This is a genomic window from Bacillus cereus group sp. BceL220 (genome assembly GCF_051776965.1).
Taxonomy (GTDB): Bacteria; Bacillota; Bacilli; order Bacillales; family Bacillaceae_G; genus Bacillus_A; species Bacillus_A cereus.
The window spans coordinates 23,260-43,711 of sequence record NZ_JBPWBC010000004.1 but is presented as its reverse complement, the minus strand read 5'-3'; the positions used below and the strand labels follow the sequence as shown (position 1 = coordinate 43,711).

Here is a 20,452-nt window from a genome sequence, read left to right as displayed (position 1 = left end):
GTGGATCAACAGTTTATAAAAGGTATACCTTTTTCAACTTTAGAATATGCAAAAGCTATAAGTTTATTAAAAGGTTGGATACATGAACAACAAGAGAAACCAAGGTTTGTAGTAACTGCAAATCCTGAAATTGTTATGTCTGCAAAGGAAAATACGGAAAAATCAAAGCAGTTTAAAAAGATGTTACTATCTGCGGATTTAATAACAGCGGACGGGATTGGTGTCATAATTGGCTCGAAAATATTAAAAGGAACTTTGAAAGAACGTGTTACTGGGGCGGATTTAACTCACGATTTAATAAAATATTGTAACGACAATGAATATCGTGTCTTTCTTTTTGGAGCCGCTCCAGAAAGTAATAAAAAGGCATTAGAAAAATTAAATGAGCAGTTCCCAGGAGCACAGTTTAAAGGACAGCATGGATTTGTAAATGGTGAAGAAATAGAAAAAATAAAAATAAAAATTAAGCAATTCAAGCCGCATTTACTACTCGTAGGACTAGGTTCACCAAAACAAGAAGAGTTCATCTATGAAAACATACAAACATTAAACGTTCCGCTATCTATTGGTATCGGAGGCATGATTGATATAATATCTGGTACTGTAAAAAGAGCACCGAAAATGATGAGGGATACTGGAACTGAATGGCTGTATAGGTTACTCTCACAGCCGAAAAGATTGAAGAGGCAACTTGTACTTCCGAAATTTTTATTGTCGGTTATGTTAGAGAGAGTGAAAGGAATGCCAAGCTAAGAAAGGACAAGTAAGATGATAGAGCCGTTATCTAATGAAAAAGCTACAATGATTTTTCAAGAGCTGAAAGTAGAATGTGAAACTTTATTTGAATTTAAAATTCGAAATGCAATACCTATTCATCGTGGTTGGCTAAATTTGAAGTGGAAACTCGAAACGGATGCAGGGGATTTTGTATTAAAGCAATATAATCAAGAACGGTACAAAATGTATAACTCAGACCTTTTAATACAAGCATTACAACAACAGCAAAGATTACATAATAATGGTGTAAGTTGTCCAAGGGTATTAATTTATAAAAATAATGTAATGCATATATCAAAAAGTGATGAAAGATTTATAGTATTAGAACATAAGGAAGGTAGCTTAGTTTCACCAGGAAAAGTGAATCAAAAGGAAATTCACTCTCTTGGTCAGACGATAGGTTATATGCATAACTTGTTAAATGATGGCTCTTTAATAAAAGGAGAAAATCCTAAATTTGTTCCACCTACTAAAGAGGCGAGATTGAAACATTGGGAAGAAAAAATGAGAGAAGTAGAGAAGCTAGGAAAAGAGCACATTCTCTCTTATATAAAATTACAGCAAGAAGCAACACAATTGGTAAATACAGAACAATTTCATAATAGCCAACGGGGATGGGTGCACCGTGATTTATGGGTAGATAATTTCTTGTTTCTTAATGATAAAGTATCAGCGATTCTTGATTTTGATCGCATGGATTACGATTATGTAGAGTTAGATATTGGCCGTGTAGTTATATCGTGCGCATTAAGTGACGGAGTATTAAATAAGAGTCTTGTTGCATCATTTTTAGAAGGGTACCGAAATGAAGTAGACTTTCCAGTAGGGAATATTGTTCGGGCAATTCAAATGCTTTGGTACATGGAGAGTACTTGGTGGATCCATGCCAATATGGATCAGCATAGTGTACCACCTTCACGCTTTGCAGATGAAATGAATTGGATAGCTGAAAATTATGGTGTATTACATAATATATTGGCCGACTTATAAATAAAGAGGAGACTACATACATGAACAGAATCGGCATTATTGGAGCAATGCAAATTGAAATAGATTTACTTTTAGAAAAACTAGTTATACAAGAGGAACAGACAATAGCGGGAATGCCTTTTTATATTGGAGAATTCATGGGAATAGAAGTAATTATTACACGTTCTGGTGTAGGGAAAGTAAATGCAGCTGCATGCGCGCAAACATTAATTCATAAATTTGATGTAGACTCTATCATTAATACGGGCGTTGCTGGCGGATTACATTCAGATGTAAAAGTCGGCGATATAGTTATTTCAACGAATGTTACTCATCATGATGTAAGTAAAACTCAAATGAAAAACTTATTTCCGTTCCAAGATGAATTTATTGCAAGTAAGGAATTGGTAGAGTTAGCACGTAAAGCTTGTATTAGTAGTAGTTTACAGATTGCAGTTCATGAAGGAAGAATTGTCAGCGGTGAATGTTTTGTTGAAGATTCAAAGTTAAAGGCGAAATTAATAGACGAATACGCACCTCATTGTACAGAAATGGAAGGGGCAGCAATTGGACATGTTGCCTATATAAATGATATACCGTTTCTCATTATAAGATGTATTTCTGACAGCGCAGATGATGAAGCTCAAATTTCTTATGATGACTTCGCGAAAACTGCTGCGAATTATTGCTCAGAAATTATTATTGAGATGCTTAAAAATATATCTGGTAAAACCATAGTCCAAAAGGAGAGATAGGAATGTTACAAGCATTAATTTTTGATATGGATGGTACGTTATTTCAAACAGATAAAATTTTAGAATTATCATTAGATGATACTTTTGATCACTTAAGATCATTACAATTATGGGATACAGTAACACCAATTGATAAATATAGAGAAATTATGGGTGTGCCGTTACCGAAAGTTTGGGAAGCTTGATTACCAGACCATTCTATTGAAATAAGAGAACAAACAGATGCATATTTTTTAGATAGACTTATTGAAAACATAAAAAGCGGAAAAGGCGCTTTATATCCAAATGTAAAAGAAATATTTACATATATAAAAGAAAATAATTGTTCCATTTACATTGCTAGTAATGGTTTGAAAGAATATTTACGAGCAATCGTAACTTATTATGCTTTAGACAAGTGGGTGATTGAAACGTTTAGTATTGAACAAATACAATCGCTAAATAAAGGTGACTTAGTTAAAAGTATTATGAATAAATATGATATAAAAGAGGCAGCGGTAGTTGGTGACCGGCTATCTGATATAAATGCAGCGAAAGACAACGGTTTACTTGCAATTGGGTGTAATTTTGATTTTGCGCAAGAAGATGAACTTGCTCAGGCTGATGTAGTAATAGATGATTTAGTGGAGTTGAAGGGGATATTACCTGCTGTACAGAGGTAAATAAAGTGTGTGCGTTTTTTGCCAAGTCCTATATGTCTTAGTTTATGGAGGGAATATGATTAAAAATAATTTTAAAATTAGTAATATTCCTGCGGTTTTATGGGGAGATAAGAGTGATAAAATTTTTATTGCAGTACATGGAAATATGTCAAATAAGGAAGATACAATTATTCAAATATTAGCTGAAGAAGCCAAACAAAAAGGTTATCAAGTATTAAGCTTTGATTTACCTGAGCATGGAGAAAGAAAAGATGATAATACTCCTTGCCAAGTACAGATTTGTGTTAGTGAATTATCTATAATTATGAATTATGCAAAAGAACATTGGAAAGAAATAAACGTGTTTGCATGTAGTATGGGAGCGTATTTTAGCCTTTTAGCTTATCAAAATGATGTGGTAGAAAAGGCATTATTTTTATCACCAGTAGTTAATATGGAACGAATTATCGAAAATATGATGAAATGGTTTAATGTAACACCAGAGCTTTTGCAAAAGGAAATGATTATAGAGACACCTATTGGTCAAAAGTTATATTGGGATTATTTATGCTATGTAAAAGAACATCCTATTAATATATGGAATATAGATACATATATTATGTACGGAGCCAAGGATGAACTGTGCGAATTTGAAACTATTAACTATTTTACAAAAAAACATCGTTGTGAATTAGAAGTTATGGAGACGGGTGAACATTACTTTCATACTGAAGAACAGTTAAAGATATTTGAACAGTGGTTACACAAACATATCGATTAACAAATTACAATTTATTTTGAACCTGTTAGAGAAGAATGAGAAATATATAAACTTATAGTATATTTGAGAGAATTTATAAATGGTGAATGTATACACTTAAACAAACACATGCTTTAATTCGATAAGAATTAAACAACTTTAAAGAGCCTTATCACACACTAGATTGTAGCAAGGCTCTTATATTTTCATAATAAAATTAATCAACTGTATTATCGGTTTAGATATGAAGTGAAGAATACGCACGCTATAAATTACATAAAGTAACAACCATAAAAATGCTCAGAATAAATGATTCTCGAGCATTTTATATATTTTCGTACTTAGGGGGAATGGACTTGAAAGATATACATATTCAACAAATAGAAAATTTAATGGGATATGAATTCAGTCATCTCGTTCAAGACAGTGAAGAAGAAGGTTTTAATTTCCTTATAAGGCTAATAAATGAATATAAAAACGAAATAAATACATTCAATAAAACTGGAGAATGTTTATATGGTATTTTTCGAGGTGATATGTTAATTGGAGTTGGAGGTTTAAATGAGGATCCGTACACAAAAGACAATAAGATTGGGCGGTTAAGGAGATTTTATATTTCAAAGGATTTTCGGCGTATAGGGTTAGGGAACTTATTATTAAATCAACTATTATGTCATGCGGAAAAGTATTTTGAAGTGATTGTATTACATGCTGACACGAAGCAAGGAGATGCGTTTTATACTGCAAATGGATTTGTAAAAGAGGGATTATATAAGGGATCTAGTCACTACAAAGTATTATCGAGGTAGCTACCAAAAGAATAGACGGACAGGTATTTTAGTTGGTAAATCGATATATCTTAAAAATCGCTGATATATGAAGTTGCGATCCTTATATTAAAAACAACTTTTATAATTTCATTTACTAAATTGTTATTATAAAAAAGAGCACCTTAGCTTTTAAAATTTAGCTTATAAGGTGACTCCTTTTCAGTCAATTACGTTTTAACGTTCATTTGTTTCAATAATAATCTTGGTTTACCTTTTACATAATAAAAATGCGGATTATTTTCATCATCATAAAGCATAATATAAGGCTTTTCATTTAGTGGGAGCAGTATAAGTACTTCGTCTATTGTAGTGTGTAACCATTGATTAGTAATAGAAACCGGCTTAGATAAAGGGATTTTTATCATATAGCCATCTTTTGGAACGACATTTAAGTTTTTAAATGGACCAGTTATTGCTTTAGCGTATTGAACTGCTTCTTTTTGGACTATTGGATCTAAAGATTGTTTTTGAATGACCATTTCTTTTTGACAATCAAACACTTCAATTTGTTGATTTATATTTGCGAATGCATTTGTTGATAATAGAAATAAAAGAAGAGAAATGACCCCGATTTTTTTTATCATAATACAACACCTCACCATTACTATCCCCTCAAAAGCTTTAAATATTTTTCTGTCACATTCATGTAACAAAGATGTTGTATGATACAATTGGTTTTTGTTTAAAAGCAATGGAGGAAAAAATATGAAAGTTTTAATTGCAGATGACGAACAAGATATGTTAAGAATTTTAAAAGCTTATTTTGAAAAAGAAGGCTTCGAAGTTTTATTAGCGAAAGACGGAGAGGAAGCACTTCAAATGTTTTATGATGAAAAAATTGATTTAGCAATTTTGGATTGGATGATGCCGAAACATAGTGGTATTACTGTCTGTCAGGAAATAAAAAAGAATTCAAGCGTGAAAGTATTAATGCTTACGGCGAAAAGTGAAAGCGAAGATGAATTAGCTGCGCTTCAAAGCGGGGCAGATGAGTACGTGAAAAAACCATTTCATCCAGGAGTACTAATTACGCGAGCGAAAAAGCTTATTCAGCATGATGATATTATTCAAGTACAAGATGTAAAGATAAATTTCGCCAAAAATAAAGTATATAAAAATGATATAGAGTTAGAAATTACAAAAACAGAGCTCGAATTAATAAAATGTTTTTTAAATCATAAAGGAACGATTTTAACTCGTAAAAAATTGCTAGATATTGTATGGGGATTTGACTATTTTGGAGAAGAGAGAACGGTTGATACACATGTAAGAAGGCTGCGTAAAAAAATTGGAGAAAATATTATTAAGACGCATCGCGGGCTGGGCTATAGTTTGGAGGAACAAAGTGAATAAACTTGGGAAAAAGTTATTTTTAAGTATTTCTGCAACTGTTATTCTCATCTTTATGATTTCATTATTATTCATTAACAATCTCTTACCGAACTATAATATTTATAAAACACGTGAAAACTTAAATAAATTTACAACACAGATACAAAATACAACAGTGGAAAATATAGAGGATGTTATTCATACAATTGAAAGTGAAAATAACGTTACAATTGCGTATACGCCAATTAATCAGTCAGAAGATGCTATGAACGAAGCGTTACGCATGCAACTTACGAAAAAGAAAGTAACTTTAAATAAGCTTTGGATTACGAAAGACGAAGTTATGAAAGTGAAGACGGAAGGGCAATCGAATAAACTGTACGATCAAGGAAAGGTAAAAGCGAGTTTTTTTGCTAAATATATTGCGAAAGATGATACGATAATTTTAATTGGGACTTCCATTGCGAATTCAAATGAAATTATAAATACGTTAAATACATTTTACTTATACATCGTATGTTTCTCGCTCCTTCTTATTATTTTACTTGTGTGGATACTTTCAAAAATAATAACGACGCCACTGAAGGAGCTAAGTGATGTGGCTCAGGATATTTCACATTTGCAGTTTAAAAGAACGAAAGTGAAAACGAATGATGAAATAGGAGAGTTGGCCAATAGTATTAATATCATGAGTGAAAAACTACATGAGGCACATCAAGACTTAACTGATCGTAATGAACATTTAAAACGATTTATGGGTGATGTAACGCATGAATTAAAGACACCGATCGCATTAGTAAAAGCATACTCTATGGGGATTAAAGATGGATTAGATGATGGGACTTATGTAGATACAATTATTAAACAAACAGATCAAATATCAAACTTAATTGAAGAACTATTACGATTTTCTAAACTAGAAAGAGATATTTTACAAAAAGAAGAATTCCCCATTGAACCACTGGTCCAGAGTATATTAGATAAGCATCAGATTGACCTGGATTCGAAAGCAATTGACTTACAAGTAAACTGTAATACGGGTGATACAATCATTTATGCAGATTTAAATAAAATGAGAATGGTATTTCAAAATTTAATTTCTAATGCAATAAAATATACAGCAAATCAAAGCATAATAATTACTTTAGAAGATAGAAATAAAAGTATATATTTTCAAATAAAAAATGGCATTCATACGGATAAAATTAAAGATATCGAGAAAATTTGGGAGCCTTTTTACGTACTAGAATCTTCTCGTAGTAAAGAAAAATCAGGTACAGGATTAGGACTAGCGATAGTGAAAAGTATTTTAGAAAGACATGGTTTTGAATATGGAGTTTCCTCTATAAATGGAGAAATTCAATTTTATATAAATGTGAAAAAGGACTAATGAAAATTTAGTCCTTTTTGCAGCTTTAGAGGTTAGCGATACAGGATGAATCACCAAAATTTTCAAAATTGATGTATTAAATGGAGAATTAGCAAATGTTCTACTTTCATTAAATTCACGTGAAGTTCACAGGGAAACGTTATATTTACATAGTTACATTTGAATTTAATGAAGTGAGGTATTCGGATTTGAAAAGAAAGAAATTAGTAATTGGTAGCATTTTAATGGGGATGACGTTATCTTTATCTGCATGTGGTTCATCAGATAATATTGTAACTACAAAATCAGGAAGCATTTCAGAAAGTGATTTTAACAAAAAATTAAAAGAAAACTATGGTAAACAGAATTTATCTGAAATGGTAGTAGAGAAAGTATTAAATGATAAATATAAAGTTACGGATGAAGAGGTAACGAAACAACTGAAAGAATTAAAAGACAAGATGGGCGATAATTTTAATACATATATGGAATCTAATAGTGTGAAAAATGAAGATCAGTTGAAAGAGAAATTAAAGCTTACTTTCGCTTTTGAAAAAGCTATTAAAGCAACCGTAACGGAAAAAGATATTAAAGATCACTATAAGCCAAAGCTTCAAGTTAGCCATATTTTAGTGAAAGATGAAAAGACAGCAAAAGAAATTAAAGAAAAATTAAATAGTGGCGAAGATTTCGCGGCATTGGCTAAACAATATTCAGAGGATCCAGGTTCTAAAGAAAAAGGTGGAGAACTATCTGAATTTGGACCAGGTATGATGGTGAAAGAATTTGAGGATGCTGCATATAAGTTAGAAGTTGGTCAATTGAGTGAACCTGTTAAATCTTCTTTCGGATATCATATTATTAAGCTAACGGATAAAAAAGAGCTTAAACCATATGAGGAAGAGAAAGAGAATATTCGTAAAGAATTAGAACAGCAACGTATACAAGATCCTCAATTCCATCAACAAGTTACTAGAGATCTGCTTAAAAATGCAGATATAAAAGTATCTGATAAAGACTTGAAAGATACCTTTAAAGAGTTAGAAAAATAATAAATGGAATGTAAGACAATCGATAGAAATATCGGTTGTCTTTTTCTCTATTTTTCCGGCTATTTGCCGGGCAGTAAGACCCCAAAACTCAAAATTCAGCGGAAGCAAAGAAGTTAGGTGGGGGCCCCGCTGCCCGTAAACGCCCGATTGGTGAGGGCTCACTTTATATAGAAGCTGGGAGTGGGAAAATACTTTCACACCTGTATTGAATTTTACTTAATAAGAAATCTTTGAGTTTCTCAACTATTATATAAAAATAAAACTGAATTTTCAGTTATTTTGTTATATAGTAAAAGAGAACGAATAAGGGGAGGGAACATTTTGAGTAAAAAGAAAATGGCAATTACACTGTCAGCAATGCTATCTGCAACAATTATACCTAGCTTTACTATGGATGTGCATGCAGAGAAGAAGGAAGAGATTAAAAATACGAAAATTGAATTAGAAAATGGGATGACAAAACCGATTTATTCACTCGATGAAGCCATTATCGAAAATTTATATGTAGAGACAGAAGTTGATAGTGATCGCGACGGTAAGAAAGACAGAGTATCGATAAAAGTTATGCGTCCAAAGACAGATCCGAATGTGAAGGTTCCTGTTATTTATGAAATGAGTCCATATCGATCTGGATTAAAAGATGTTCCTGTATATAATGTAGATGAAGAATTGTATGCGTATGAAGGAAAACCGTATGGAGCGGTTAATCTTGGTTCGTATGGGAACTATTACGTGCCAAGAGGTTATGCAGTTATTCTAGGCGAAAGTATCGGTACTGGAAAATCAGATGGATGCCCTACAACTGGAGATGAACAAGAAATACTCGGTACAAAGTCTGTTATTGATTGGGTAAACGGTCGCGCGAAAGCATTTACAGAACAGGGTGAGGAAGTTCAGGCAAATTGGTCTACAGGAAATGTAGGTATGACTGGAGTTTCTTATAATGGTACACTACCAAATGCTGTTGCGACTACTGGAGTTGAAGGTTTAAAAACAATTATTCCAATCGCAGCAATTAGTAGTTGGTATGATTATTATCGTGCAAATGGTGCAGTAATTGCGCCAGGCGGATATCAAGGAGAAGATACAGATAATATGGCAGAAGCAGTACTGACAAGGGAAAATCCTGAAGTTTGCGGACAAGTTATAAAAGAGTTAACGGCTGGACAAGACCGAAAAACAGGTAATTATAATGATTTTTGGGATAAACGTAACTATGTAAAAGATGCTAAAAATGTAAAAGCGAGTGTATTTGTTGTTCATGGTTTAAACGATTGGAATGTTAAAACGAAACAGTTCGCACAATGGTGGGATGCTCTTGGAGAAAATCATGTACCTCGTAAAATGTGGCTACATCAAGGTGGACACGGTGGGACATCAAGTAATAACTGGCAGCAAACACAAAATAAATGGTTAGATTATTGGTTATACGGAATTGAAAATGGAATTATGGATGAACCAATGGTTGATGTGCAAAGAGAAAATAAATCGTGGCAAAAGATAAAAAATTGGCCAGATCCAGCGGCTGTACCTTCAAAAATCCGTATGTATTTAAGTAATAAATCAGTCAATTTGCCATTAAGTATGGGATCGGTTAATAAAGTTTTCTCATTCGTAGATGATGCACAAATAAAATCAAATCAATTAGTAGCAAACCCAGAATTAGAAGTAGCCAATCGATTAGTATATACAATGCCTGTACTGCAAAAAGATACAGGCATAAGTGGTACACCAAAGATTTCAATTACAGGAAATATTGATCGATCTGTATCAAATTTAACAGCATTACTTGTTGACTATGGAGGAGCGAAGCCGGAAATCGTAACGAGGGGCTGGATGGATCCACAAAACTTAAATAATATAGAAGATTCAATAGCGATTCAACCGGGCAAAGATTATACATTTACATGGGACATGCAGCCAGATGATTATGTCTTTAAAGCTGGACATCAAATAGGGGTCGTTTTAATTGCTAGCGACTATGATTATACAATTAGACCGAAAGCGGGCACGAAGCTTACAGTGAAATTAAGTGAAGTGACATTGCCGATTGTGAAATAAATATTTTTTTCAAAGAGCTTACTAAAGTAAGCTTTTTGATTTATAGTCTGAATTTTTAATTTTATATTTCGAATTGGAAGGTTATGTAATACAATATCATTATATTCTATGGAAAGTGAGTGATATATTATGACAGTCAGCTCTTTCAAAAGCGCATTAAATTTAGAGGTACAGGAAGATTAGTTGAATTGGCATCTTCCGTACGTAAAAACGGAGGAGAAAATAAATGTTTAGTTTTTATAGTACACTTTGTACGGAACTGTATGATTACACAAAACCAGTCGGTTATTCTTTAAATGGTGATATTGAGTATTACAAAGAACGTTTAAAAGATTGTAGAGGTAGAATTCTCGAAGCTGCAGTAGGTTCAGGGCGTGTCATCATTCCGCTTCTAGAGGCTGGTTTTAAAGTGGATGGGATAGATTATTCACCTGAAATGCTTGATTCTTGCCGTAAGCGGTGTAAAGAGAGAGGCTTACATCCTAATTTGTATGAAGGAAGCTTGCAACAATTTTCAATTCCGCATAAATATGAGGCAATTATCATTCCTACTGGATCTTTTTGTTTAATTGAAAATCGTGTGGATTCTATAAACGCATTGAAATGTTTTTATGAACATCTTAATCCAGGCGGACGATTAATCGTAGATATTATGCTTCCGCATGACTGGAAGACTGGGGAAATTCATACATCGACTTTTTCTTTGCCGAGTGGAGACGGAATCACATTAGAAAATAAATCAATTGAAATAGATTGGCTGAACCAAGTTACTGTATCATATTTGAAATATGAAAAGTGGAGTAAAGGACAGCTAGTACAAACAGAGTTACAACGTTTTGCGCTGCGCTGGTATGGAATAGTAGAGTTTAAACTCCTTTTAGAAAGTATAGGTTTCTCTAACATTACTTGCTCTGCTGAATATGTTTATGAAAAAGAACCGTCAAATGCAAATCAAATGATTACTTTTGAAGCTCTGCGAAACGAAAAATAGAGAACTATCTATGGAAACAAGGCAGTCAATACACAATCGACTGTCTTGTTTCTATTGTCCAAGCATTCTCCTACTAACTACATATACTATTTATGTTAAAATCGGTCACTATTTTAAACAGGACTGCTATTTTAATATATATAACTATTCAGGCAAGAGGGGAGAATAAATTTGGAAAACGAAGAACAAGGTAGAATTGAAAATCAAGTGTATTCAAATCGTGTAGTAAGATCAGAATTTGATGCGAATTGGGAAACTTGTATATCAAAGAGTGGTTATGTAATTTATATAGCAACAAGTAATAATGCTGAAGTAATAGTACTTCTTGCAGATGGTTCAAGTAAATTATTAATTTTCGAAAAAGGTGGTAAAGTAGTAGTAGGTGGCGGTGGAACAAGTCATTACAGTAAGCCACATATTGCAAGAAATATTTAAGGTAAAACATGTTAATTGAGAAGAAGCTGAAAGACGGTTAGTCATTCATATTTAGAGAATGACTAACCGTTTTTAAATGTAGTTTTTGAAGAATTATATATGTTATAGTATAATAGTGTTTTAAAACAATGTTATTTTAATATATTTCAAATTTTGTTATGTATTATTTTTATATTAAATTAGCACCTAAAGTATTTTTTTATATAAGGAGTAGTAATTAGAGAAATGAAAAATATAGACTTTATACTAGAAAGTGATGAGGCATTAAAACCGTCTGAACGATTAGTACTATTATTATTAGAGAAGCATAGAATGTTATATACGAACGATCTATTGGCATTATCAAATTTATCATATAAAACATTAACAGATTCATTAACGGCGCTTGTTTTAAAATCGTATGTGTTAAAGGAAACAGGTAAGGGAAGAAGACAGAATTGCTATAGATTAGTATGATAAGGCAGCTGTTTTAGAGATTTTTACATATGTTTTTTAATCGTAAGGCGAAAATGTGTTTTTGGTTTTCAAACGAAAAACTTACTATAAGAGGGGCTAAGATAGTAGTATTTCATTTTTGTAAGTGTAATTATTTCGTCATTGAAAATACAAAAATAAAATAAACCGCATAAAACAGAAATAAAAAAACAATCCATTTTAAAAATGGATTGTTTTTTTTATTGGAATAATATTATTTGATATGTTGAAAGCATGAATAGCAGAATAAACATTACCTGTTTTAGTTCATGCAACTGAACGAATATGATGAAAACTATGTGTATAGTTTTTTTAATTGCTTTTTTCAGTAACTCTAATGAAATCATAGTCTTTATTGTTTAAAGGTATTATTTTAAACATTATTGCTATTCAACATTAAGTACAAAAGTAATTTATAATATTATTATGTAAACTTAAGTTTTTAAAAGGAAAATGTAATAATTAATAGAACATGTAGAAGGGGATGCTTAAATATTTTGAAGGATAGGAGATTATTATGGAGCATTTACAATCAATAGTACAAGCTGTTTTAAGTGGTCATAAGGAAAAAGTAGTGGAGTTTATAAAGGCGAGTCCAAGTATTGTTAACGAATGTAGTGAAGATGGATGGACACCACTTCATTTAGCAGCTTATTTTGGACAGAAAGAAATAGCGAGTTTTCTTTTAGAAAGCGGTGCAGATATACATAGTAGAGCGAAAAACGAAAATGAAAATACGCCTTTGCAAGCAGCAATTGCGAACAAGCAAAGTGAACTTGTTGCTTTCTTAATTGAAAAAGGATCAGATGTAAATATTATGCAAAGTGGTGGCTGGACAGGACTTCACGAAGCGGCATTATTAGGAAATGAAGAAATAATTATGTTACTCCTTAAAAATGGAGCTAATAAGATGATAAAGAAAAATGATGGGAAAACAGCGTATGATATTGCATTAGAAAAAGGATATGATCATCTATTACATCATTTGAAACAGGAAGTGAACTTATGATGAATAAATGGAGTGTTGGTATATTTTTATTTAATGAAGTAGAAGTGTTAGACTTTGCAGGGCCATTTGAAGTTTTTTCTGTAACTGAGGTGAATGAAGAAAAACCATTTACTGTTTATACAGTTAGCGAGAATGGGGAAATGATTACAGCAAGGAACGGATTGAAGGTACAGCCAGATTATAGTATTGAAAATTTACCACCAGTGGATATTTTAATAATTCCGGGTGGGCTAGGTGCTAGAGAATATGAAATAAAAAATGAAATAGTAATAAAATGGATTCGCCAACAAATGAAAGAAGTAAAGCTGATGACTTCAGTTTGTACAGGAGCGCTATTACTGGCGAAAGCAGGTTTACTGGAAGGTTTAAAAGCAACAACACATTGGGATAGTATTGAAAAGTTTAAAAATGAGTTTCAAAATGTTGAAGTTATAGAAAATGTAAAGTTTGTAGATGAAGGACATATTATAACATCTGCCGGAATTTCAGCTGGAATTAATATGGCATTTCATATTGTGAAAAACTTGTTAGGTATGCATGTTGCGGAGGACACAGCGAAGCGAATGGAGTATGATATTAGTTTGCCAAATTAAAAAGCCCGGATTGGGCTTTTTATATTGAATGAATATAGTTAAGCTCTTCAGCACTTAAAATAGGGCGAACAGATGCATTTGCATTTTCTTGTGCTTGCATTCCGGTTTTGGCACCAGGAATTACAACACTTACTGCCGGATGAGAGAGTACATAGCGAAGTGCAAGTTGCCCTAGGGTCTGATTTTTATTTGAGAGCAACCGAAGTTTCTCTACGGTTTGTAAGTCTTCTTGAAACCAAGTTTCATTTGGCCAATCTTTGCGTAAATCTCCATCTGGAAAAATTGTTTTATTTGTGAATTTTCCAGTTAAAATGCCCATTTTTAATGGACTACGAATAATAGCTCCTAGATTTTTCTCTTGTAAGAATGGTAATATATCTTTTTCAGGTTTTCGATTTAATATATTGTAATCAAGTTGTACGATATCAATTTCGTTGTTGTTATTGAAATGATGAATGTATTGTAAATCATGAGTCGAAACACCGACTGCCCTTACTTTTCCATCACGTTTTAATATGTCAAATGCACGTAGAAATGCTTCTGTTTCTCTACGATTATGCCACCAAATATGACAAAAATAAAGATCAATATAATCTGTTTGAAGACGTTGTAAACTTGTTTCAAATACGGCGATGATTTTTTCGGGAGTATCATATACAGGAACTCCATTAGGATCGTAGTGGTGTCCGATTAAACCACCTTTCGTTGATAGGATAATATCATTACGATGTCCTTTAATCGCGGTAGCCACCAACTTTTCACTATGTCCTAAACCATACACATCCGCAGTATCAATAAAATTCACACCACACTCAATTGCTTTTTTTATAGCAGTTATAGATTGTTTATCGTTAACAGGTCCCCATTCATCACCACCGATTGCCCATGCCCCAAAACCTATTTCAGAAACAGTTATTCCAGTTTTACCTAATGTGCGGTAATGCATATTTCCCCTCCTTGTAAGCATGTTATAACATGGATATGTGGGGTAAGAATTTTGTGTGTGAAAAAACTCTTCTACAATAGTAGAAAAAGAATTACAGAAACTACTATTTTATAGCAGCATGTATAAAAAAAAACGGTGTAAATGTAGAAATGTCGTCGAATGCTATCTTTAATTGGTTAATTTATGGGATATTTTTGTGAAGGAGTTTATTTTATAAGAATAGAATTTAGTTTAGTAAGAAAACGTGCCGATGGTAGTGAAAAATATGGGTTAGGGGGATTTGAATGAGGAAACTCAAACGAGTAAATGTTCCTAATATACCAGAACAATCATCACAACCTAGTGACAAGCGTAAGATAAATAAAAAGAAGTTAAGGCGTCTTATTTTAATGGTCCTTTTTATTGCGGCAACTACTCTGTACGTTCAATATATTTTAACGAAACAACAAGAAGTAATTGATAAAAAGAAAGATACGATTACGGATCAAAAGAAACAATTAGTATCTTTAAAGAAAGATAAAGGTTCTTTAAAGACTAACATAGAAAATTTAACAGACGATGAAGAAGAAATTTTGAAGTTTGCGAGAAAAGAGTATCAATTTTCTAAGTCAAATGAAACTATATTTGTGATGCCAAAGTAATAAAAAAACAGCTAGCCATTGAACTGCACCTCCAATTGTTAGACACCGTCTAACAATTGGAGGTGCAGTTTTTTATGTATGAATGTCATGGTACAAGGAACAATCACATATTGTAAAAATGAAGAGTTTAAGCTATTTGCATAAATATGGAATATGCACTAAAATAAATGTTGTTAAAATTCTGTCAATTATATTATAATACAAGGTAAGCGGATACATTTTTTAATCAACGTTGAGTTCCTCGCTCATACGACTATTAAGAAACCCGTTATCCTCGTATAAGAAAGGAAGATAGCTGTGTACGCTTCAAATACAATTTATATCGTAGGGGATGCGAAAGCACCTCAAAATAATCCCATTACTGAAAAGTTTAAAAGCTATTTCGTAGCATTTGTACTTGTTAAGGATACAGGGGAAATTGTAGATGCAGACTGCTCAGCGACAATTGCATTAACATCTCAATTTGTTAAATATTTATTTCTACATAAAAATATAAATGACCCGGCGTTAGTAATGGAAGTAAAGAACCGATATTTCGGCTCTTCTCAAAAAGCGTTACTTGTAGCGCTAAAAGATGCACAGAAAAAATATAATCAGATTGCTGCTTTGTCTACTCAATCATAGACAAAATCCAGCCGTAAGAATCATTCTTATGGCTGGATTTTTTTATTTCACATTATCGTTCTACATCAAAAGTAAACGAAAACAAAGTAGAGTGATAGAAGAGTAAATGCCCAATAAGTTTACCTAATAATTCGTGGGTATAAATCTCCGGTGGATTAAGATTTCACTTCATTGGAGAACGAAAGGATGAACAAAATGAAAATTACAGATGTAAAAGTAAATCGTAGACGTGTAAAACTTCATACACCGTTTAAAACCGCGCTTCGTACTGTAACAGAAATTGAAAGTATAGATGTTTATATTCATACAGACGAAGGAGTGATTGGTAAGGGGGCTGCAGCCGCAACGCCAGTTATTACGGGTGATTTCACCAGTGGAATGGAAGATGCGATTTTAGGACCGATGCGTTCATGTTTAATTGGTCAAGATATCATTCAGTTTCAGCAGTTACTACAGCGCATTCAAATGAGTTGTATTGGAAATTCAAGTGCGAAAGCAGCGGTAGATATCGCTCTATATGATGTATATTGCCAATATCAAAATGTGCCGTTATATGCATTGTTAGGCGGGAAGAAAGAAATTTATACCGATATTACAGTGAGTGTGGATGAGCCTGTATTAATGGCAAAAGAAGCGAAGAAACATATAGAAAAAGGATTTCAAACATTAAAGATTAAAGTGGGTAAGGAGGCGCATTTAGATTTGGAACGTATTGAGGCAATTCGAAATGTAGTACCAAGAAATACGACATTACGTTTAGATGCGAATCAAGGTTGGAGTCCAAAAGAAGCGATCTCTATCATTCAAGAGATGGAAAATCGTAATTTAAATATAGAATTTATTGAACAACCAGTACACGCGAAAGATTGGGATGGGTTAAAGTACGTCAAAGATCGTGTGCAAACGCCAATTATGGCCGATGAAAGTATATTTTCAGCAAGTGATGCATTAAAGCTCGTTCAAGGAAGATACGCAGACTTAATTAATATTAAATTAATGAAATGTGGTGGCATACGTGAAGCATGGCGTATTGCAGATATCGCAGAAACGGCTGGTGTGAAGTGTATGGTGGGAAGCATGATGGAATCTTCACTTTCCGTTAGCGCTGTTGCACATTTAGCGGCAGCACATCCTAATATACATTATTTTGATCTTGATGCACCGCTTTGGTTAATGGAAGAGCCAGAAGGAATGACTTATTCTGGATCAAAGGTAAACCTTCAATCGACAGTGAATAGTAAGTCTTAGGAGAAGAGACTAGTAAACTATTTTTTTAAGGGGGATATATATGAAAAAAGTAGGAACTGCATTTTTAACAACTTTATTTATATTTTCATCGTTTACATCGGCAAATGCTGAAGAAAAGAAGGATAATAAAGCATTTATAGATGTATCTGCTGCAACGTTATGGACAGCACCTGATTCATTAAGGTCAATCGATACACCGAGTGCAACAAATCCAGTGGATCTTTGGAAATGGACGAAATCAATGACACTTGACGAGAAACTATGGTTAACAAATGCAAATAAATTAGAAACACAAGCGTTACTCGGTCAAGAAGTAACTGTTATTGATAAGAAAGGCGAGTGGGTGAAGGTATTAGTGCATGGACAGCCAACACCACGAAATGAAGAAGGTTATCCGGGCTGGATGCCTGAAAAGCAATTAACATATAATCAAGAATTTGCAGATAAAACAAATGAACCTTTTGTGTTAATAACAAAGCCAACAGCGATTTTATATATAAATCCTTCTGAAAAACATAAATCACTTGAAGTCAGTTATAATACAAGACTGCCGCTATTAAGTGAAGACACAATTTCATACCGTGTATTGTTGCCAAATGGTCAGAAAGCATGGCTACGAAAAAATGATGGAACAGTTTACCGTTCTCAAACTGATATTCCAAAACCGACAGCTGATGATTTAATTAACACAGGGAAAATGTTTTTAGGTTTACCGTATATATGGGCTGGTACAAGTGGTTTTGGATTTGATTGCTCTGGCTTCACGCATACGATCTATAAATCGCACGGCATTACAATTCCGCGAGATTCTGGACCGCAATCAAGAGCAGGAATTGCAGTTGATAAAGAAAACTTACAAAAGGGAGATTTAATTTTCTTTGCACATGATCAAGGGAAAGGTAGTGTCCATCACGTTGCAATGTATATTGGTGATGGCAATATGATTCACTCACCAAGAGCTGAAAGGTCGGTAGAGATTATACCGCTAAATACACCAGGATATATAGAAGAATACGCTGGTGCTCGTCGTTACTTACCTTAAAAATAGAGGGGGGTTTTTAAATGAAAAAAGTTGTTCGTTACTCATTAGTTAGTACTCTATTAGTTTCTTCATTTTTAGTTGGCTGCGCAAAAGAAAAAACTGCAACAAAGCCGAAAGATGAAAAGAAAGTATTACAGTTACTAGAAACGGGTGAAATTCCGTCGTTAAACTCAGGGAAAGTCACAGATGCAGTCTCGTTTAACGTTTTGAATAACGTAATGGAAGGACTATTCCGTCTATCGAAAAATGATGAAGTAATTGAGGCAGGCGCACAAAAATATGAAGTGAGTAAAGATGGAAAGACATATACATTTCATTTGCGTGATGCGAAATGGTCAAACGGAGATCCAGTAACCGCTCATGATTACGTATACGCTTGGAAGCAATTGATTAATCCAGATACCGCTTCTCAATATGCATACATTGCGTACGATGTGAAAAACGCTGAGAAGATAAATAAAAAACAACTAGGTCTAGATGAATTAGGAGTAAAAGCGAAGGATGATAAAACGTTCGTCGTAGAGCTAGAACATCCTGTACCGTATTTTACGAAATTATTAATTTTACCATCCTTCTATCCAATTAACGAAAAATATGCGAAAGAGCAAGGTGATAAATACGGATTAGAAGCAAATAAAGCGGTATATAATGGACCATTTACATTATCAGAGTGGAAGCATGAAGCTAGCTTTACAATGAAGAAAAACGATAAGTATTGGGATAAAAAAGAAGTGAAGTTAGATGAAGTAAACTATCAAATTGTAAAAGAAATTTCAACTGCGGTAAATTTATATGAAACAGATAAAGTTGATAGAGCTGTTATTTCTACAGAATTCGTGGATAAATATAAAAATAATAAAGAGCTAAAACAATATACAGATCCAGTTATGTACTTCTTCCGATTTAATGAAAATGTACCGATTCTTAAAAATAAAAATACACGTCTTGCGCTAAGTACAGTTTTTGATAAGAAAGGACTTGCGGATTCATTTTTAAATGATGGTTCGGTTGCTGCAAACTATTACGTACCAAAAGGATTTTTAAAGGGACCAGATAAAAAAGATTTTAGAAGTACGGCAGGTGAGTTTAATAAAACTGATGTAAAAAAAGCGAAAGAATATTGGGAAAAAGCAAAGCAAGAAACAGGTACAGATGAAGTGACGTTAGAACTATTAAATTATGACTTAGAAAACTTTAAAAAAGTTGGAGAGTACATTAAAGAGCAGCTTGAGAAAAATTTACCAGGTTTAAAAGTGAATGTGAAATTGCAACCACATACGCAAAAATTAGCACTAGAGAAGAAGAAAGAATATGAAATGTCGTTATCACGCTGGTTACCGGATTATCCAGATCCAATGACTTACTTAGAAGTATTCCTTTCTGGAAGCAGTGTTAATAATACAGAATATGCAAATCCAGAATATGATGCGTTAATTAAGAAGATTAAAACAGAATTAGGTAATGATGAAAAGGCTCGCTGGAAAGCAATGCAAGAAGCTGAAAAAATGCTACTTGATGATGCAGTAATTGCACCGGTATTCCAGCGCGGATTATCTTACTTACAAAAACCGTATGTGAAAGATTTATATGTACATCAATTTGGTCCAGCTACAAGTTTAAAATGGGCAGATGTACAAAAATAAAAGAATGGGGAAACAGACTTCACGTATGTGATAGTCTGTTTTTTTGTACAGTTCCGAATGAAATATAGACATTTCATATGTTTTTTTACGACTTAATAATAAAATTATTACTAAAATTCCAGTGTGAAATTTATGTAGAATCCTGTATAATTAACGTGTTTCTATGGAAACATTTTCTTGCGCTATTTATATAGGGCTTAATAGAACAAGTAAGGAAATACATACATGTATATAATAGATAAATAGAATGGAACATGTAT

General features: G+C 33.0%; 21 protein-coding genes and 1 pseudogene. 20 read left to right on the top strand and 2 right to left on the bottom strand.

The features are described from left to right. From ACS2FK_RS12325 to ACS2FK_RS12300, 6 genes and pseudogenes are all read left to right on the top strand, one after another. Window positions 1-753 carry a WecB/TagA/CpsF family glycosyltransferase gene (locus ACS2FK_RS12325; RefSeq protein ID WP_000372649.1) on the top strand — a complete coding sequence of 251 codons (753 nt, stop codon included), beginning with the start codon at window positions 1-3 and terminating at the stop codon, window positions 751-753. Between the two features lie 15 nt (window positions 754-768). Then, on the top strand, window positions 769-1,767 hold the full coding sequence (locus ACS2FK_RS12320; RefSeq protein ID WP_000572384.1) for a phosphotransferase: 999 nt from the start codon (window positions 769-771) through the stop codon (window positions 1,765-1,767). Between the two features lie 20 nt (window positions 1,768-1,787). Then, entirely contained in the window at window positions 1,788-2,501 is a 714-nt protein-coding gene (locus ACS2FK_RS12315) for a 5'-methylthioadenosine/adenosylhomocysteine nucleosidase (protein ID WP_063547577.1), read from the top strand. A 2-nt stretch (window positions 2,502-2,503) separates the two neighbouring features. Next, window positions 2,504-3,163: pseudogene (locus ACS2FK_RS12310) on the top strand (HAD hydrolase-like protein). A 55-nt stretch (window positions 3,164-3,218) separates the two neighbouring features. Beyond that, the gene (locus ACS2FK_RS12305) at window positions 3,219-3,923 is read left to right on the top strand and encodes an alpha/beta hydrolase (protein ID WP_023522219.1); all 705 of its coding nucleotides are present in this window, start codon (window positions 3,219-3,221) and stop codon (window positions 3,921-3,923) included. Window positions 3,924-4,258: 335 nt separating this feature from the next. After that, the gene (locus tag ACS2FK_RS12300; protein ID WP_063547575.1) at window positions 4,259-4,711 is read left to right on the top strand and encodes a GNAT family N-acetyltransferase; all 453 of its coding nucleotides are present in this window, start codon (window positions 4,259-4,261) and stop codon (window positions 4,709-4,711) included. A gap of 188 nt (window positions 4,712-4,899) precedes the next feature. Here the strand turns inward: ACS2FK_RS12300 and ACS2FK_RS12295 are convergent, their stop codons facing one another. After that, on the bottom strand, window positions 4,900-5,316 hold the full coding sequence (locus tag ACS2FK_RS12295; protein ID WP_063547573.1) for a hypothetical protein: 417 nt from the start codon (window positions 5,314-5,316) through the stop codon (window positions 4,900-4,902). A 121-nt stretch (window positions 5,317-5,437) separates the two neighbouring features. Here ACS2FK_RS12295 and ACS2FK_RS12290 point away from each other — a divergent pair, with 121 nt between their 5' ends. From ACS2FK_RS12290 to ACS2FK_RS12250, 9 genes are all read left to right on the top strand, one after another. Beyond that, window positions 5,438-6,085, top strand: coding sequence for a response regulator transcription factor (locus ACS2FK_RS12290; RefSeq protein WP_000865984.1), 648 nt, complete (start codon window positions 5,438-5,440; stop codon window positions 6,083-6,085). Then, window positions 6,078-7,454, top strand: a complete 1,377-nt coding sequence (locus ACS2FK_RS12285; RefSeq protein ID WP_063547571.1) for a sensor histidine kinase — start codon at window positions 6,078-6,080, stop codon at window positions 7,452-7,454. The genes ACS2FK_RS12290 and ACS2FK_RS12285 overlap by 8 nt, the downstream gene beginning before the upstream one ends. 188 nt (window positions 7,455-7,642) lie before the next feature. Continuing rightward, complete coding sequence (locus ACS2FK_RS12280; protein ID WP_063549326.1) at window positions 7,643-8,485, top strand: peptidylprolyl isomerase PrsA; 843 nt, start codon at window positions 7,643-7,645, stop codon at window positions 8,483-8,485. A gap of 321 nt (window positions 8,486-8,806) precedes the next feature. Beyond that, window positions 8,807-10,546: a Xaa-Pro dipeptidyl-peptidase gene (locus ACS2FK_RS12275; protein ID WP_063547569.1), complete on the top strand. Its 1,740-nt coding sequence runs from the start codon at window positions 8,807-8,809 to the stop codon at window positions 10,544-10,546. A gap of 226 nt (window positions 10,547-10,772) precedes the next feature. Then, window positions 10,773-11,537, top strand: a complete 765-nt coding sequence (locus ACS2FK_RS12270) for a class I SAM-dependent methyltransferase (RefSeq protein WP_063547567.1) — start codon at window positions 10,773-10,775, stop codon at window positions 11,535-11,537. 171 nt (window positions 11,538-11,708) lie between these two features. Next, window positions 11,709-11,972: a hypothetical protein gene (locus ACS2FK_RS12265; protein WP_000426646.1), complete on the top strand. Its 264-nt coding sequence runs from the start codon at window positions 11,709-11,711 to the stop codon at window positions 11,970-11,972. A 225-nt stretch (window positions 11,973-12,197) separates the two neighbouring features. Beyond that, window positions 12,198-12,428, top strand: coding sequence for a hypothetical protein (locus tag ACS2FK_RS12260; RefSeq protein ID WP_000789031.1), 231 nt, complete (start codon window positions 12,198-12,200; stop codon window positions 12,426-12,428). A 535-nt stretch (window positions 12,429-12,963) separates the two neighbouring features. Then, complete coding sequence (locus tag ACS2FK_RS12255) at window positions 12,964-13,455, top strand: ankyrin repeat domain-containing protein (protein WP_000400689.1); 492 nt, start codon at window positions 12,964-12,966, stop codon at window positions 13,453-13,455. Continuing rightward, a complete protein-coding gene (locus ACS2FK_RS12250; protein ID WP_063547565.1) occupies window positions 13,452-14,048 on the top strand; it encodes a DJ-1/PfpI family protein in 597 nt (198 codons plus the stop codon). Before ACS2FK_RS12255 ends, ACS2FK_RS12250 begins: the two co-directional genes overlap by 4 nt. A gap of 19 nt (window positions 14,049-14,067) precedes the next feature. Here the strand turns inward: ACS2FK_RS12250 and ACS2FK_RS12245 are convergent, their stop codons facing one another. Beyond that, a complete protein-coding gene (locus ACS2FK_RS12245) occupies window positions 14,068-14,994 on the bottom strand; it encodes an aldo/keto reductase (protein WP_063547563.1) in 927 nt (308 codons plus the stop codon). Window positions 14,995-15,278: 284 nt separating this feature from the next. On the opposite strand from ACS2FK_RS12245, the gene ACS2FK_RS12240 reads away from it, so the two are divergent. From ACS2FK_RS12240 to ACS2FK_RS12220, 5 genes are all read left to right on the top strand, one after another. Beyond that, entirely contained in the window at window positions 15,279-15,635 is a 357-nt protein-coding gene (locus tag ACS2FK_RS12240; RefSeq protein ID WP_001228739.1) for an FtsB family cell division protein, read from the top strand. A 297-nt stretch (window positions 15,636-15,932) separates the two neighbouring features. Further along, window positions 15,933-16,259 carry a DUF3870 domain-containing protein gene (locus ACS2FK_RS12235; protein WP_000271314.1) on the top strand — a complete coding sequence of 109 codons (327 nt, stop codon included), beginning with the start codon at window positions 15,933-15,935 and terminating at the stop codon, window positions 16,257-16,259. Window positions 16,260-16,445: 186 nt separating this feature from the next. Beyond that, window positions 16,446-17,507: a dipeptide epimerase gene (locus ACS2FK_RS12230; protein ID WP_120460708.1), complete on the top strand. Its 1,062-nt coding sequence runs from the start codon at window positions 16,446-16,448 to the stop codon at window positions 17,505-17,507. Between the two features lie 40 nt (window positions 17,508-17,547). Beyond that, window positions 17,548-18,549: a C40 family peptidase gene (locus tag ACS2FK_RS12225; protein ID WP_023522207.1), complete on the top strand. Its 1,002-nt coding sequence runs from the start codon at window positions 17,548-17,550 to the stop codon at window positions 18,547-18,549. A 20-nt stretch (window positions 18,550-18,569) separates the two neighbouring features. Continuing rightward, window positions 18,570-20,192, top strand: coding sequence for a peptide ABC transporter substrate-binding protein (locus tag ACS2FK_RS12220; RefSeq protein WP_063547561.1), 1,623 nt, complete (start codon window positions 18,570-18,572; stop codon window positions 20,190-20,192). Window positions 20,193-20,452: the final 260 nt, after the last annotated feature.